Raw genomic sequence first — 15,465 nt, forward strand, 5'->3', positions numbered from 1 at the left:
TGTGCGGCACGTTCCGGCGTGTGCCGCCCGTTCATTCCTGGATGCGGAGGGCGAGCGCGGGGCAGCGCCGTACCGCGCGCAGGGCCTTGGGCCGCAGCCGGCCGGGAACGGGCATCACGGCCTGTGCCGGGTAGCCGTCGGCGTCCAGGCGTACGACGTCCGGCAGCAGGTCCACGCACAGCCCGTGGCCCTTGCACAGCGTCCAGTCCACGACGAGCCGTTCGGGGTCCTCCTGGGCGTGCAGCGGCAGTGTCCCCAGGACGCGGCGTCCGCAGCCGCTGCCGAGGGCGTGGTCGCGGAACTCCTCGGAGAAGACGGTGAAGGCGGAGGCGACGAAGGAGGCGGTGCCGTCCGGATGGCTGCACGCGCCGCGCCCGCGCACCCCCCGCGCGCGGGCCTCGACGGCCTCCCAGGCGGCCCTGCCTCCCCCGGCGACCAGCTCCTCCACGGCGGAGGCCAGCGAGGGCAGTCCCCTGACGCAGGGGCCGCACTGGCCCGCCGACTCGTCGGCCATCCAGCGGACCACCCGGGCGACCTCGCCGGCCGGACAGGTGTGTTCCGGCAGGGGCAGCACCGCCCCGGCCCCCAGGACGGCGCCGGCCGTGGCCAGCGACTGCCGTGACAGGGTCACCGAGCGGGCCGCCAGGGGAGCCAGCCACCGCCCGTGGTAGCCGCCCACCAGGACGCCCTCGCCCGGGGCGAACCCGAACAGTTCCAGGACGTACGCCAGCGAGGTACCGGCCGGCACCTCGACGACCGCCGACCCGGCCACGGTGAGCAGGATGGTGCCGGGCTCGCCCGGCAGGCCGACCGAGCGGTAGGCGGAGGGGCCGAGCCGGGCGGCGACGGCGAGCTGGGCGTAGGTCTCGGTGTTGGAGAGCAGGGTCGGCACTCCGCCGAGGCCGCGGTCGCTGGTCCGCACCTTCTGGCCGGACGGCAGTGCGGCCCTGCCCTCGATGCCGTTGATCATCGAGGTGCCCTCGCCGGTGACGAAGCGTTCGGGAAGGCGGGCCACGCGGACCCGGCCGCCGGCGGGTCCGCGTTCCGCGATCGCGGTGCGTACGGACTGCACGACGTCCTCGCGGGTCGCGCCGATGACCACCTCTTCGGCCTGGAGCGCGGCAGCGGCCAGCAGGGCGCCGTCGAGGACCAGGTGCGGGGTGTGCAACAGGACGGCCGTGTCCTTGAGGCAACTCGGCTCGCCCTCACTGGCGTTGACGACGACGGCGGTCCGGCCGTCCCGTGCGCGGGCGGTCCTCGTCACGGCCCGCAGTTTGCGGGCGAAGGGGAACCCCGCTCCCCCGCGGCCCCGCAGGTCGATGTCTTCGGCGAGGCCGGCGAGGTCCTCCGGTCCGTACGCGGGCAGGGGTCCGTGTACGGCCAGGTGGGCGTCCAGGTCCAGTCTCGGCAGCATGTCGAGCCCGGCGAGGACCCGCGGCGGGCCCACGCAGCCGAGGACGGGGGTGGTCACGCCCGCCACGAACGGCTCCGTGCGCCGCCCTCCGGCCGGGCGGGCGGCTCGGGGGCGTCGGCCCTGCGCGTGACCACGTCGAGCCTGCTGGTGACGAACGGGGACTCGGCGCCGTAGGGCAGGCGGTCGGGGACGGTCGGGTGGACGGGACGCTGCGGGGGCACGACCCATCCGGGGGCGGGCTGCGGACCGGGGGCCGGGTCCGCGAAACCGGCCGCGAGCGGGTCCGGCCGCCCGGCGGCCGGTTCCGGGCCCGCCGCCTGCCGGGCCAGCCGTGCGGTGAGGAGTTCGGCGGCCCATTCGGCCGGCCGCCGCACGAAACCGTCCTTCGCCTTCGCCCGGCCCTGCCCCGGGGCGCGTCCGGCGGACGGCGGCTGGGCGGCGGCCGGGCGGGCGCGTTCCGCGCCCAGCCGCGCCCTCAGCCGTACCAGGAGCAGGGCCGCGACCGCGAGGATGCACAGGGCGTACGCGACCGTCACCCAACCGGCGGCGGCACGGCCGGACTTCAGGCCGTGCACCAGCGCGGCCCCCCAGGCCGGGTAGGCCCCCAGGTGCAGGGCGCGCCACCAGGAGGACCGGCCCTTGGTCGCGAACGCGCTGCGGACGGCGCCCGACACCGCCACGGACACGAAGAAGTACCCGGCCAGGCTGCCGAGGCCGATGACGACGGGCCGGTCCTGGCCCCCGAAGGGGACGAGGACGTCGACGGCGCCGGCGCGCGACTCGGCGACCTTGACCCAGACGTGCAGGACGAGGAACCCGAGGCCTCCGACGGCCAGTCCGCGGTGCACCCCCTGGGCGATCAGCCGGTGGCCCGAGGTGAGCAGGACCCGGTCCGTCGCGGCCAGGCCCCACAGCACGGCGGAGGTCAGGGAGACGAGGGCGAGGACGCCCGCGCCGTAATCGAGGAAGTCCCACAGGTGGGTGAGGGCTCCCGCACGGGCCAGTACGCCCAGGGCGAGCAGGGCGGCGAGGGCGGCGCAGGCCAGGGTGGCGGGGCGGATACCGCCGGCCCGGGACAGCAGCGGCGGCCTGCGTACGGCCCGCCGCCCGGTGCCCGTGGCCTCGCCGGCGTGGCGTCTGCCGCGGCGGACCCGGTGGGAGCGGGGTGTACGGGGCGGGGACAGGGACATCGGGTTCTCCCATACGTCCAGGTCCGAGGCATTGCTCTGCGCTCTCGGTGCCCGGGGGTCGACGGAACTGCTCCGCGGCGGGCGGCAGTTGGGAGGCTCGCCGACCGGGAGCGGGGGCCGGAGTGCAGAAGCATCGTGGACTTCCGCAACACCTCCACCACGTTTATCGAATCGTGACAAGTTCTTGCGCGCGTGGCATCGTGCTGCCCCAAGTCCCCGGAGGATTCCCTTCCAACGGCGTGGTGACAGGAAGGAGCCGACTGCTCGTGCGACTCCCGGTGCGTCACCGCCCGCCCGACGGCAAAAACGAGGCAAAGCCGCGGGACAGCAAGTGGATGGCACTCTCCCGGAGGGTGTACGAGGTGCTCAACTCCCCGTCTGCACTGGCGCAGACGGGGAGGGGGGCGGCGCGAGGGGCCTGCCACCCTCCCCCATGGGGGCAGGTCGTACCCCGGCAAGAACGAGGTAACAATGTGCGAACTGCTGAACCGTATCTGGGCCCGCCCCCGAGGCGAATGGACCCGGGTCCTGCGCAGGGAACTGCCCGCGCTGGCGTCCACCATGGTGGAAGAGCTGAAGGACGGGATACCCGGCTTCGCCGAGCTGGTCGACGACCACGACGAGGAGGCGGTGCGGGCGTTTGAGACCGCCCTGCTGACCGCGCTCGGGTACCGCGAGCCGGTACCCGCCCCGCCGCCGCGGGCGCAGGACCGGGAGGCGGTGCACGGCACGGCTCCCGACGAACTGTCCGAGCGTTTTCCGGGGGACGCCTACGAGACCGCGGCCGGGCATCCGGAGGTCGACGGGGACAGGGCCGTGGGCCGCGGCCTGGACCGGATCCCGCAGCAACGCCGGCCGGCGGACGCCGGAGAGCGGATCCCGCTCCGGCCCGCTTCCGGGCAGCGCGGGACGGTCCCGCTGACGGTCGTACCGGCCGGCGGTCCGGCCCGCTCCTCCGAACGGTCCCGGCGCGAGCTGTTCTCCGCTCTCACGAGTGACATGCCCATGTCTGAAATTGCCCTGTCGGAACTGGCCCGCGCGGCCGACTGGCCCCTGGCGAACGAGGTCCGCGCCATCGCCATGGTGACGCCGGGCGAGACGCAGCAGCTCGCCGCGGCCCTGGACGACGGGCTGGCCGGCATGGTCTGCGGCCAGCCGTGCCTGCTCGTCCCGAGTCCGGAGGACCCCGACGCCCGCGGCGCCCTGGAGGCCCTGCTGCGCGGACGGCTCGCCGCGGTGGGCCATCCCGTGGCCCCCGGCGAGACCGCCCACTCCCTGCGCTGGGCCATGCGGCTGCTGGCCCTGGCCCCGAACCGGCCCGGCCCGGACGGGCAGACCCTCTTCGTCGACGACCACCTCTCGACGCTCCTGCTGCTGCAGGACGAGCCACTGGCGCACGCACTGGCGGCGCGCTGGCTGCAGCCGCTGGCCAACCTGACGCCGCGCCAGAGCGAGCGGCTCGAAGTGACCCTGCTCGCCTGGCTGGAGGGCGGCGGAGCTCCCGAGGCCGCGAAGGCGCTACACGTGCACCCGCAGACCGTGCGCTACCGGATGCGCCAGCTGGAGAAGCTGTTCGGTGCCGCCCTGCGCGACCCCAGGACGCGCTTCGAGCTCGAGATGGCGCTCCGCAGCCGGCGGCTGATGGGCCAGGTACGGCGCCAGAACCCGCGGGCGGTGCGCAAGGTCCGCACCCCCGCGCCCGACGTGACCCCCCTCGGTCTGGGGCGCATGGCCCGCGTCAACGGCCTGTAGCGACCGCGTGCCGCGTGGGGCGGCCCCTCCCCTCCGCCCCGCCCGGTCCGCGGTCCGCGCCCCTGCAGCCCCGGTCCCCTCTGCGCCCACGCGGCGCGAAGGGACCGGGGCTGTGGCGCGTCCGGGGGCGTACGGGACACCAGGGGGTGCAGGGGTGAGGGGGGTGCTGGGCTGCGGGGCTGCGGGGCTGCGGGGCTGCGGGGTGGCTCGACCTCAGGGGCGTACGGGACGTGTGACGCCGGCGGCACTCGGGGCACCTGGGTGACTTGGGCCGGGCACCGGACTCGGGCCGCGGACGGTGCGTGCGGCGTGTGCGGCGCGCGTACGGCGCATGCCCGCGTACGCCGCACGCCCTGGCGAGTACGGGTCCCCGCCCTCGCGGGAGTGCAGGGCGGGGACGCACACGAACGCGGTGCCGGCCCGGAGTCGTCGCTCCGGGCCGGCACCGCGCGTAGGTGGGTTCGGGATCGTGATCGGGATCGGCGGCAGGGGCGGGGTCAGCGGCAGGAGCGCCCGCCGTTGATGCAGCGCACCGCGCGCCCCATCAGGCCGTCCGACATGACGTTGATGAAGTCGCCGTGGTCGGTCACCGGCTTGTGCAGCTGCTCGGGGAAGCTGTCCACCGCGAAGCGCGAACCGGGCGGCACGCTGTAGACGATCCGCTGCACCAGCTGCGGTACGGCCCGGAAGCCGGGCTTGCAGGACCCGTCGCGGTTGGCGAAGGCCACGTGGGTGCGGTGGTTGGCGCTGTCGATGTTCCGGCCGTCCCAGCAGCTCTGGAAGTTGAAGGTGCGCACCACGTCGCTGCCCTTGGGGCAGATCGGGTACTTGTCCTTGAGCTGCCGGTTCTCGAACCCGGTGCAGCTCCATGAGGCGTTGGCGTTGGCGTTGCCGTTGGTGAGGGCCTTGGCATCGCCGGTGATGATCCGCAGGAACCGCGGCATGGCGGTGACCTTCGACGCCGGGCTGCCCTTGAACTCGATCGTGACCTGCTTGGGCCGCAGGATCGTGCCGACGTTCCCGTCCTGGCCGCCGCCGGGCGCGTTGGCGTCGCGTTCCGCCCGGCCGTCGCGGAGCCGGAGCACCGGCCAGTAGTAGGTGGACTGGTCACCGTTGGTGCAGGTGGTCCCGGACGCGGCGAGGCTGTTGTTGGTGGAGAAGGCGTCGGTGGTCCTGTTGCCGACGTAGTCGTGCATGTGGTGGGCGCCGTTGCTGACGCCGGGCGCGACGATGACGTTGTCGGGGTTGAAGTGGCCGTTCTCGTTGCGGCCGCAGTTCACGGAGAAGGACCCCGTGGAGGCGCCCTGGCGGTTGGCCGGTTTGCGTACGTTCGGCCGGACGGCGCCGATGGCGACGAAGTCGCTGCGCGAGGGCGAGCGCCCGCCCGCCGCGGCCGCCGCGCCGCCTTCGGCCGAGGCCTTCTGGTCCGCCGCGGCCACGGCCTCGACCTCGGCCTTCTGCATCCGGCAGTTGCTGAGGCCTTCGAGACCCTGCGGGCGGGTGCCGGCTCCGGCGAGCGCCTCGCCGATGGCGTCGATGGTCTTGCCGCGCTCTTCCTTCAGGCCGTCGAGCAGCGCGTCGCCGTCGGCGCGGCCGGAGGAGAGGCGTGTGTAGGCGTCGGCGACCTGGGTGTCCAGCCGGGCAAGGTTCCGGTCGACCTCCTGCCGGGCCTGGTCGGGAACGCTGCGCAGCTTGTCCCCGACGTCCGGACAGTCGATGGTGGCCGTCGCCGGCGCCTTGGCCTCCTCCTGGCCGGCGAAGGCGCCCTGGGCGACGAACACGACCCCGCCGCTGCCCAGGACCAGGGCGGACACCGTGGCGAGGAGCTTGCGTGACATCCACGGACGTCGTTTGCGGCCCTGTTGACTCATGCGATCACTTCACTTCGTCGGTCGGAGGGGAGTGGAGGGGGTGCGTGGGGCGACGGAGCCGGCGGGCGGAGTGTCCGTGAGGCCGTCGAAATCGACCAGGCCGCTGGCTTCGAGCACGCTGATGTGGTCCAGGACGGTGGAGTTGGCGTCCGTGGCCAGGGCCCGGACCATCGAGTTGCGGGTCTGCGCGCGCACCTGTGCCACGAGGGTGAACACCTTGCCGTGCGCGCGGCGCAGCAGCTGGATGAACAGCGGTTCGTACGCGGCGCCCCGGGCCGCGTCCAGCTGGTCGAGCCAGCCCTGCTGCTGGGGGGAGGGCCGGCTCGGCAGCTCCATGCCGAGGGCCTGGCCCACTTCGAGGACGCGCCGGTCCAGTTCGGTGTGGCCCTCGACGAGGTGCTCACCGGCGATGCGGATGGCGGGACGCTCGCCCTTCTGCAGGGCCTGTCGGCCCGCGGGCAGTTCCCACAGGCCGGCCAGCCGCACCTTGCGGACGAAGTCCCGGTCCTGGGGGGTCAGCGGCCCGAAGGCCGTGCTGATGACGCCGAGGCCGTCGTCGTCGGCGGACGGGGGCGGCGCGGTGGCCGCGGCGGTCCTGCCCCCGAAGGTGTGCGCGGGGATCAGCAACGCGAGCAGCGTGAAGGCCAGGGCGGCGATGACGGCGCCCGTGGCCAGCACGTGTCTCGACGCCAGCGACATGCCGCCGACGGCAGAACGACGCAATGACAGCACTGTGCCTCCTTGTCACGGGGACCGGGAGGGCGCATGCGGGACGGAAGGCCGCGGCGGTCATGCCGACGAAGGCGGCGTGCCGACGGGTCGATGGAGCGGTGTGCCGATGTACCGATGCCGTCACGTGCACCGGCGCCGTCACGCACCCGCGCTCCCCGGATGCCAGGTGACGGTAGTGCCGGGCGCGGGCCCCGTTCCGAAGGGCATCACGAATGGACAAAGATCCGGGCGGCGCCCCGGAGGCTGGTACTGTGCCGCGCTTCCGCGGGGTCAGGCTCCGCTCTCCATGCTCGGACGGAGGCGTTCGAGGAGGGCGTGGAGGGTCGCGGTCTCGGCGGCGTCGAGGGTGTCGAGCGCACCGCGGGTGAGCTGCATTTCCTCCCGGACGCGGCGGATGGTCTCGCGGCCCCGGTCGGTGGCGACGACGTTCTTCACGCGGCGGTCGGCGGGGTCGGCTTCGCGCCGGACCAGCGCGCGGGCCTCCAGGCGGTCCACGATCCCGGTGACGTTGGAGGCGTCACAGACCAGCAGGGCGGCGAGGCGGCGCATCGGCACCGGGCCGTCGAGCTGGGCGAGCACCCTGGCCTGGGTGGAGGTGAGTCCGTGGTGGGCCGCCGCAGCCGCGAAATCGCGCCACTGGGCGGTGGCGATGGCGGCGAGCAGCTCCTGGAGCTCGAGCTTGGTGGGGGCGTGGGGGGCGGTGGCGCTCATGCCCCCGGAGGGTACGCACTTTACTTCAGATTATCAATTGTTTACTTGACGTACTTAATCATTGAGGTTTACCGTCATCGAGTACTTGAGGACATGAAACATCTACGACCTGAAGCAGTGAGAAGGATCTTGCCAGCCATGAGCACCGCCGCACCCTCCCAGGCCAAGGCCCCGGCCGGGGCCGAGGCCAAGACCACGGCCAGAAGCGGGAACGAGACGGTCATCGTCTTCGCCCTGAGCCTCGCCGCCATGGTCGTGTCGATGATGCAGACCCTGCCGGTCCCGATCCTGGGCCTCATCCGCAACGATCTCGGCGCCTCGACCGCCGGCGTCAGCTGGGTGACCACCGCCACCCTGCTCTCCGCAGCGGTCTTCACCCCGCTGCTCGGCCGCTTCGGCGACCAGCACGGGAAGAAGCCCACGCTGGTGGCGGTCCTCGGCATCATGGTCGTCGGCTCCGTGATCACCGCGGTGGCGTCGTCCCTGCCGATGCTCATCCTGGGCCGGACCCTCCAGGGCGCGGCCACCGCGATCTTCCCGCTGGCCCTGTCCGTGCTGCGCGACGAGCTCCGGCCGCAGAAGCTGCCCGGCGCCATGGCCCTGGTCAGCGGCACCCTCGCGTTCGGCAGCGGCCTCGCGCTCGTGGCCACCGGCCTGCTCACCTCCGGCGAGGGCGCCGACTACCGCAACGCCTTCTGGATGGCCACCGCCTTCGCGGTCCTGGCCCTGCTCGCCGTCGTCTTCCTGGTCCCCGCCACCCGCACGAAGAGCGGCGGCCGCACCGACTTCCTCGGTGCTCTCACCCTCGGCCTCACCCTGTTGCTGCTCCTGCTGGCGATCTCGCAGGGCCACGAGTGGGGCTGGACCTCCGGCCGCACCCTGGGCAGCTTCGCCGGCGCGGCCGTCATGACCGTCGTCTGGGTGCTGACCGAACTCAAGGTCCGCGAGCCCCTCGTCGACATGCGGATGTTCGTGCACCGCCCGGTCCTCATGGCCAACCTGGCCGGCGTCCTCGTCGGCTTCGGCATGTTCGCGAACTTCCTCGGCATCTCCTACCTCGTCCAGATGCCCGAGGCGCTCACCGGGTACGGCTTCGACGCCTCCATCCTGCGTGCCTCCGTCCAGTTCCTGCTGCCCAGCGCGATCGTCTCGCTGCTCGCCTCCCCGGTGGGCGGCCAGCTCGTCCGGCACCGCGGTCCCCGGTACGTGCTCGGCGTGGCCGCGGCCTTCGGAGCCGTCGGCTTCGGCTGGCTCGCCCTCGACCACACGCACACCGCCTCGGTCATCGGAGCCGGCCTGTTCGCCGGCGCGGCCGTGAGCTTCGGTTACGCCGCCATGCCGGCCGTGATCATGGCCAGCGTCCCGCCCCAGCAGAGCGGCATCGCCAACGGCATCAACTCCATCTCGCGCTCCACCGGCAGCGCGATCGGCAGCGCCATCGTCACCACGATCCTCGCGTCGCAGACCATCGAGCACCTGCCCGCGGGCGTCCCCGCACTCCCGGCCGAGTCCGGCTTCACCCTCACCTTCTGGATCGGCGGCGCGGCCTTCGCCCTGCTCGCCGTCATCGGATGGCTGGGGCTGCGCGGCGGGCACGGCCCCCTCGCCACCGCGGCCGCTCCGGCCGCGGCCGAGCCCGCGAAGGTGACCGAGTCGGCCTGAGTGCCCGCGCGCTGGGGACCGCACCCTGAGCACCGCGCCCTGACGTCCGCAGCCCCCGCCCGCCTGACCCCAGGCCGGCGGGGGCTGCGGCGTGAACCCGCCTTCCCTGTCTACGACTTCGGAAGGAGGGCGGGCCCCCTCTCCCGGGTGAGGGCGACGCGTCGCACTCCTCCATGAAGATGACGGTCCGTCCGGTTCCGGCCCCTAGGTTCGATCACATGAACCAACGCCAAGCCGCCGCCGCCTTCGCCGTTCTCCTCGCCCTGGCCGTACCCCTGCCCCTCGTGGCGGCCGGGAGCGCAGTCGCCGCTCCCCCGGCATCGTCCGTCGTGGCCGCCGCCCCCGCCGCGGATCGCCAGGGAGTGCAGCTCGCGCTTCCCCGGCCCACCGGCCGCCACGCCGTGGGCCAGGACACCCTGCACCTGGTGGACCGCAGCCGCACCGACCCGTGGGCGCGTACCGGCCCGCGCGAACTCATGGTCACCCTGCGCTACCCGGCCCAGCGCGGCACCGGCGGCACCCCGCGCTACCTCACCGACGAGGAGGCGCGGCTGATGCTGGCCCGCGGCGGACTGGACCAGCTCGTCCCGGCGAAGACCCTGGCCGGCACCACCACCCACTCCCGCGAGCGGGCCCGCCCCGTGCCCGGCCGGTACCCCCTGGTCATCCTCTCCCCCGGCTTCACCGTGCACCGCGCCACCCTGACCTCTCTCTCCGAGGACCTGGCTTCCCGCGGGTACGTCGTGGCCACCGTGGACCACGCGTACGAGAGCGCGGGCACCTCCTTCCCCGGCGGCCGGGTGCTGGAGTGCCTGGCGTGCACCCGGGTGGAGGAGGGCGGGGGCACTCCGGACAACTACCGCGAGGTCAGCGACACCCGCGCCCGCGACGTCTCCTTCCTCCTCGACCGGCTCACCGGCCGCGCCCCGGCCTGGCGCCACGCCGGTCTGATCGACCGCGGCCGCATCGCGATGGCCGGGCACTCGATCGGCGGCGCGGGAACGGCCGCCGCCATGGCCGGTGACCGGCGCATCCGGGCCGGCGTGGACATGGACGGCACCCTGTTCACCCCGGTCCTGGAGAAGGGCCTCGGCGGCCGTCCGTTCCTGCTGATGGGTGCCGCCGACACGGTGCCGGGCAGCGAGCACAGCTGGGACGAGGCCTGGCGGCGGCTGGACGGCTGGAAGCGCTGGATCACCTTCAAGGACGCCGACCACTTCACCTTCACCGACGTCCCGTCCATCGGCGACCAGCTCGGCCTCCCCCCGATGAAGCCCCCGCTGCCCGGCGACCGTTCGGTGCGGCTGACCCGTTCCTACGTCGGCGCCTTCTTCGACCGCCACCTGAAGGGCATCCCGCAGCCGCTGCTGGACGGCCCGTCCCCGGACGCGCCGGAGGCCGTCTTCCACCGGCCCTGACGGAAGGCCGGCCGCCACGGGTCGGACGATGTGGCGGCCCGACCCGTACGGGACACCCGTCGGCGCCGGCGGTTCAGCGGCGAAGGGCCTGGAGCAGGGCCCCGGTGAGGGCCCGCTGGCCCGCGGGGGTGAGGTGGACGCCGTCCGGCTCGTGATGGGGGCGGGCCGCCGGGCGGGTGTCGACGGCGGGTTCCGGCTGGGTGCGCAGGAAGTCGGCCACGGCGTCGATGTCCGTACCGGACCAGGTCAGTCCGGCACGGCGGAAGTGCGGGTAGGACTCGATCCGGGCGGGGTCCACACCGGTGGGCGTGAGCCAGATCCAGCGGGCGCCGGTGCGCCGGACGGCGAGGTCGCGGAGGGCGAGCAGATTGCGGCGCGTTTCGGCGGGGGTGACCAGCGGAGTGCCGTCGAGCCGCTGGGCATCGTTCCCGCCCAGCATGCACAGGACCCAGTCCGGGCGCTGAGAGCCGAGCAGCGGGAGTTGGGCCAGGGCCTGCGTGGTGCTGCTGCCCGAGACCGCGAGGTTGGTGCACCGGACGCCGTCCGGGAGCAGGTGGCGGAGGATCTCGAACCACGAGAGCCGGTCGGCGGTCGTGCTCTCCCCCACGGCCACGAGGTGCTCCCCGGGCCGGAACGGCAGACCGGCGATCCGGGCGGGCGCGCCCGGGGCGGCGGCGAGTTCGGCGGCCGCCTTGCGGTTGCGCTCCTCGAGCCGTGCCAGTCGGTCGCGATAGTCGGTCACGTCCGTTCCGAACAACGCCGCCAGTGCCGTGTCGTCCTGGGGGCCCAGTCGGCGCAGGATCCGCTCCGGATGATAGAAGCGCAGCCGGCGCTCCGTCTCGTCGGGAAGCGTCTCGTCGGAAGGTGTCTCACGGTCCGTCATGTCAGGACTCCTCGCGGGTGCGGCGGCGCGGCAGGCGGAAGCCCGCCGCGATCAGCCAGGCCATGCCGGCGAAACGGGCCACCGGGAGCAGCAGGGCCATGCCCTCGGCCAGGAGGACGAGGGTGGAGAGTTCGGCCACGGCGGCCACCGCGAGCCCCGTGAGGGCCAGGGTGCGCGGCAGGAGGCCGGCGAGCAGGCCGGGGACGGCGATCCCGGCGACGAGCAGGCCGAGCAGCACCACGTGACCGGGCCCGCCGAGGCCGAAGGCCAGGTACTGCAGGGCCCGTACCGGCGCGGGCGCGGCCGTGACCGCGTCGTGCGAGAGCACCCAGGTGACCAGTCCCGAGCAGGCCAGGAACGCCGAGGCGAGGATCCCGCCGGAGAGGGCGATCGTGGCGCCCGGCGCACGGACCCCGAGCCGGTGCAGCCGGGCCGAGACGGTCGCGGCGTAGAGGGCGAGCGGGACCGAGGCGGCGAACTGGAGCGCCCCGGAGACGCGGACGGCGTCGGCATGGTCGCGGAAGTAGTCGGTGATGCGGTCGCCGGCGCCGAACGGCGAGGGGAAGGTATCGCCGTCCGCCAGCAGGGTGCTGACGATCAGTCCGGCGAGGAACAGCGCGGTGAAGACCACGGCCAGGATCCCGGGCGGCGGTCCGGCTTGCGGGTCGCGGCGGGTTCCGCGCGCCGCGCGGTTCCCGTTCGCCGGTGCCGTCGCCGCAGCTGCGACCGCGGCTGTCGCTTCGATCTTTTCCACGGGGGAATCCGTTCTCTTGGAGAATGATTCACTGTAGAGAATCGTTCGATGTCGCGTACGATAGCTCGGTGACCAGCGCCCGGCAACCAGAGACGACGTCCACCGCCGCAACGCCTGCCGCACCGGCCCCGGCCCCCGGCCCTCGCGGTGCCGCGTTCCTGCTCGCGCAGATCGGCGCGCACGCCGCCGGGCGGTTCGCCGAACGCGTCGGGGACCTGGGCCTCACCCCCGCCGACGTCGGCCTGCTGCGCATGATCGGCGGCCGGCCCGGCCGCAGCCAGCGCGCCCTCGCGGAGGACCTCGGCGTCGTACCCAGCCGCGTCGTGGCGCTGATCGACGGCCTGCAGGACAAGGGCCTGGTCGAACGGCGGCGCAGCGCCGAGGACCGCCGCAACCACGAACTGCACCTGACGGCCGACGGCGGGCGCGCGCTCGGCTCCGTCTCCCGGATCGCCGCCGCGCACGAGGACGACCTGCTCGCCGCCCTGGACCCGGAACAGCGCGAGCTGCTCCTCGGTCTGCTGCAACGCGTGGCGGCCCAGCAGGAGCTCACCCCCGGCGTGCACCCCGGCTACCGCACCCCGCAGAATCCCCGGCGGTCCCGGGACTGACCCGGCCGGGCGCCCGGTACCGGACACCGGTGCGCGAAGGACCTGTCACTTTGCGCCAGTACCGGACTCGCCCTGCGTGTTCTCACGGCTCTGCGGTCCGTGGTGCGCGACCATAACGGACGCCGAGACGGGGGGTCGCCGTGCTCGACACCGGCAGGGCGGCCGACGTCACGGGCGGGCAGCAGCCAGCACAGGGAAGTACCAGACAGGAAGAAGGACGTACGTGTCCGGCAGCGAGAGCGAAAACCCGGTGATCCCCTCCCCGACCCCCACGCCGACCCCGCCCAGGACGAACCGGGACTGGTGGCCGAATCAGCTGGACCTTCAGGTGCTCCACCAGCACTCGCCGCAGTCCAATCCTCTGGGCGAGGACTTCGACTACGCGGAGGAGTTCAAGAAGCTCGACGTCAACGCGCTGAAGCAGGACGTCTTCGACGTGATGACGAACTCCCAGGAGTGGTGGCCCGCCGATTACGGCCACTACGGGCCGCTGTTCATCCGGATGAGCTGGCACGCCGCCGGGACGTACCGCATCGCCGACGGCCGGGGCGGCGGCGGCAGCGGCGCGCAGCGGTTCGCGCCCCTCAACAGCTGGCCGGACAACGCGAGCCTCGACAAGGCCCGCCGGCTGCTCTGGCCGGTGAAGCAGAAGTACGGCCAGAAGATCTCCTGGGCCGACCTCCTGGTGTTCGCCGGCAACTGCGCGATCGAATCCATGGGATTGAAGACCTTCGGCTTCGGTTTCGGCCGGGAGGACATCTGGGAGCCGGAGGAGGTCTTCTGGGGGCCGGAAGACACCTGGCTCGGCGACGAGCGCTACGTCGGTGACCGGGAGCTCACCGGGCCGTTCGGCGCCGTGCAGATGGGCCTGATCTACGTGAACCCCGAAGGGCCCAACGGGAACCCGGACCCGCTGGCCGCGGCCGTGGACATCCGCGAGACCTTCGGACGGATGGCGATGAACGACGAGGAGACCGTCGCGCTCATCGTCGGCGGCCACACCTTCGGCAAATGCCACGGCGCGGTCGACGCCGAGTACGTCGGCCCGGAACCCGAGGCCTGTCCCCTGGAGGAGCAGGGCTTCGGCTGGCGGAACACCTTCGGCAGCGGCAAGGGCGCCGACACGCTCACCAGCGGGCTGGAGGGCGCCTGGACCAACGAGCCGACCAGGTGGGACAACGGGTACCTGGACAACCTGTTCGCGTACGAGTGGGAGCTGACGTCGAGCCCCGCCGGCGCGCACCAGTGGACCCCCAGGGACGCCGCGGCCCAGGGCACCGTGCCCGACGCCCACGACCCGTCCAAGCGGCACGCCCCCATGATGCTGACCACGGACCTCGCCCTGCGGCTGGACCCGGTCTACGCTCCCATCGCGAAGCGCTTCCACGAGAACCCGCAGGCCCTCTCCGAGGCCTTCGCCAAGGCGTGGTACAAGCTGCTGCACCGCGACATGGGGCCCGCCTCCCGCTACCTCGGCCCCTGGGTTCCCGAGCCGCAGCTGTGGCAGGACCCCGTTCCCGAGCCCGGCCGCGACCTGGTGTCGGAGGCGGACGTCGCCACCCTCAAGGAGAAGGTCCTCGCGTCGGGGCTGCCCCTCCCCCAGCTGGTCTCCACCGCGTGGGCGGCGGCGGCGAGCTTCCGCGGCACCGACAAGCGCGGCGGGGCCAACGGCGCCCGGATCCGGCTGGAGCCGCAACGGCACTGGGAGGGCAACGACACCCCCGAACTGGCCGCGGTGCTGCAGACCCTCGAAGGGATCCAGCGGGACTTCAACTCCTCCCGGGCCGGGGGCGCGGAGGTGTCGCTCGCGGACCTGATCGTGCTGGGCGGGTGCGCGGCCGTCGAGAAGGCGGCGAAGGACGCGGGTCACGACATCACCGTCCCCTTCGCGCCGGGACGCACGGACGCCTCGCAGGAGCAGACGGACGTGGAGGCGTTCGCCGTGCTCGAGCCGAGCGCGGACGGTTTCCGCAACTACCTGCGGGCGGGAGAGAAGCTGTCGGCGGAGACGCTGATGCTGGACCGGGCCAGCCTGCTGACGCTGACCGCCCCCGAGATGACCGCGCTGGTCGGTGGCATGCGGGCGCTCAACGCCAACTTCCGGCAGGCCCCGCACGGCGTCCTCACCGACCGGCCCGGGACCCTGACGAACGACTTCTTCGTCAATCTGCTCGACATGAGCACGGAGTGGAAGTCCTCGGAGTCCGCGGAGAACGTCTTCGAGGGCCGGGACCGGGCCACCGGGAAGGTCAGGTGGACGGCCACCGCCGTGGACCTCGTCTTCGGCTCCCACTCCCAGCTCCGGGCCCTTTCGGAGGTCTACGCGTCCCAGGACGCCGGCGGGAGGTTCGTGCGTGACTTCGTGGCGGCGTGGGACAAGGTCATGAACCTCGACCGGTTCGACCTCGTCTGAGCCGGGTCCGGGCCGGCCGGCGATCGGCCGGCCGGCCCGGAGCGACCCGTTCGA

General features: G+C 73.4%; 12 protein-coding genes. 5 read left to right on the forward strand and 7 right to left on the reverse strand.

Going from position 1 to position 15,465, the window contains the following annotated elements:
• Window positions 1-31: 31 nt before the first annotated feature.
• The gene (locus AC067U_RS26425; protein WP_478832258.1) at window positions 32-1,480 is read right to left on the reverse strand and encodes an NADH-ubiquinone oxidoreductase-F iron-sulfur binding region domain-containing protein; all 1,449 of its coding nucleotides are present in this window, start codon (window positions 1,478-1,480) and stop codon (window positions 32-34) included.
• The gene (locus tag AC067U_RS26430) at window positions 1,468-2,604 is read right to left on the reverse strand and encodes a hypothetical protein (protein ID WP_478832259.1); all 1,137 of its coding nucleotides are present in this window, start codon (window positions 2,602-2,604) and stop codon (window positions 1,468-1,470) included. Before AC067U_RS26430 ends, AC067U_RS26425 begins: the two co-directional genes overlap by 13 nt.
• Before the next feature lie 471 nt (window positions 2,605-3,075).
• Here AC067U_RS26430 and AC067U_RS26435 point away from each other — a divergent pair, with 471 nt between their 5' ends.
• Window positions 3,076-4,356 (forward strand): PucR family transcriptional regulator, encoded by a 1,281-nt coding sequence (locus AC067U_RS26435; protein WP_478832260.1) that lies wholly within the window; start codon window positions 3,076-3,078, stop codon window positions 4,354-4,356.
• A gap of 497 nt (window positions 4,357-4,853) precedes the next feature.
• Here AC067U_RS26435 and AC067U_RS26440 read toward each other — a convergent pair whose 3' ends face one another.
• The 3 genes from AC067U_RS26440 to AC067U_RS26450 all read right to left on the reverse strand — a co-directional run bounded on the left by AC067U_RS26440 (window position 4,854) and on the right by AC067U_RS26450 (window position 7,670).
• Window positions 4,854-6,194 carry a DUF1996 domain-containing protein gene (locus tag AC067U_RS26440; RefSeq protein ID WP_478832261.1) on the reverse strand — a complete coding sequence of 447 codons (1,341 nt, stop codon included), beginning with the start codon at window positions 6,192-6,194 and terminating at the stop codon, window positions 4,854-4,856.
• 42 nt (window positions 6,195-6,236) lie between these two features.
• The gene (locus tag AC067U_RS26445; RefSeq protein WP_478832262.1) at window positions 6,237-6,959 is read right to left on the reverse strand and encodes a DUF4142 domain-containing protein; all 723 of its coding nucleotides are present in this window, start codon (window positions 6,957-6,959) and stop codon (window positions 6,237-6,239) included.
• Window positions 6,960-7,229: 270 nt separating this feature from the next.
• Window positions 7,230-7,670, reverse strand: coding sequence for a MarR family winged helix-turn-helix transcriptional regulator (locus AC067U_RS26450; protein ID WP_478832263.1), 441 nt, complete (start codon window positions 7,668-7,670; stop codon window positions 7,230-7,232).
• 138 nt (window positions 7,671-7,808) lie between these two features.
• Here AC067U_RS26450 and AC067U_RS26455 point away from each other — a divergent pair, with 138 nt between their 5' ends.
• Together AC067U_RS26455 and AC067U_RS26460 are read left to right on the forward strand one after the other, a co-directional pair.
• Window positions 7,809-9,332: an MFS transporter gene (locus AC067U_RS26455; protein ID WP_478832264.1), complete on the forward strand. Its 1,524-nt coding sequence runs from the start codon at window positions 7,809-7,811 to the stop codon at window positions 9,330-9,332.
• Between the two features lie 218 nt (window positions 9,333-9,550).
• Window positions 9,551-10,750, forward strand: a complete 1,200-nt coding sequence (locus AC067U_RS26460; RefSeq protein ID WP_478832265.1) for an alpha/beta hydrolase family protein — start codon at window positions 9,551-9,553, stop codon at window positions 10,748-10,750.
• A gap of 73 nt (window positions 10,751-10,823) precedes the next feature.
• Here the strand turns inward: AC067U_RS26460 and AC067U_RS26465 are convergent, their stop codons facing one another.
• Together AC067U_RS26465 and AC067U_RS26470 are read right to left on the reverse strand one after the other, a co-directional pair.
• A complete protein-coding gene (locus AC067U_RS26465; protein WP_478832266.1) occupies window positions 10,824-11,633 on the reverse strand; it encodes an SGNH/GDSL hydrolase family protein in 810 nt (269 codons plus the stop codon).
• A gap of 1 nt (window position 11,634) precedes the next feature.
• Window positions 11,635-12,387 carry a hypothetical protein gene (locus AC067U_RS26470; RefSeq protein WP_478832267.1) on the reverse strand — a complete coding sequence of 251 codons (753 nt, stop codon included), beginning with the start codon at window positions 12,385-12,387 and terminating at the stop codon, window positions 11,635-11,637.
• 68 nt (window positions 12,388-12,455) lie between these two features.
• Here AC067U_RS26470 and AC067U_RS26475 point away from each other — a divergent pair, with 68 nt between their 5' ends.
• Window positions 12,456-12,998, forward strand: coding sequence for a MarR family winged helix-turn-helix transcriptional regulator (locus tag AC067U_RS26475; protein WP_478832268.1), 543 nt, complete (start codon window positions 12,456-12,458; stop codon window positions 12,996-12,998).
• 223 nt (window positions 12,999-13,221) lie between these two features.
• Complete coding sequence (gene katG / locus AC067U_RS26480) at window positions 13,222-15,411, forward strand: catalase/peroxidase HPI (protein WP_478832269.1); 2,190 nt, start codon at window positions 13,222-13,224, stop codon at window positions 15,409-15,411.
• Window positions 15,412-15,465: the final 54 nt, after the last annotated feature.

This window comes from Streptomyces sp. NPDC043853 (genome assembly GCF_056436025.1).

Excerpts from the sequence above, each read along its gene's own strand:
- AC067U_RS26430 (WP_478832259.1), bottom strand. The coding sequence starts at position 2,604 with ATGTCCCTGTCCCCGCCCCGTACACCCCGCTCCCACCGGGTCCGCCGC.
- AC067U_RS26435 (WP_478832260.1), top strand. The coding sequence starts at position 3,076 with ATGTGCGAACTGCTGAACCGTATCTGGGCCCGCCCCCGAGGCGAATGG.
- AC067U_RS26440 (WP_478832261.1), bottom strand. The coding sequence starts at position 6,194 with ATGTCACGCAAGCTCCTCGCCACGGTGTCCGCCCTGGTCCTGGGCAGC.
- AC067U_RS26450 (WP_478832263.1), bottom strand. The coding sequence starts at position 7,670 with ATGAGCGCCACCGCCCCCCACGCCCCCACCAAGCTCGAGCTCCAGGAG.
- AC067U_RS26455 (WP_478832264.1), top strand. The coding sequence starts at position 7,809 with ATGAGCACCGCCGCACCCTCCCAGGCCAAGGCCCCGGCCGGGGCCGAG.
- AC067U_RS26460 (WP_478832265.1), top strand. The coding sequence starts at position 9,551 with ATGAACCAACGCCAAGCCGCCGCCGCCTTCGCCGTTCTCCTCGCCCTG.
- AC067U_RS26465 (WP_478832266.1), bottom strand. The coding sequence starts at position 11,633 with ATGACGGACCGTGAGACACCTTCCGACGAGACGCTTCCCGACGAGACG.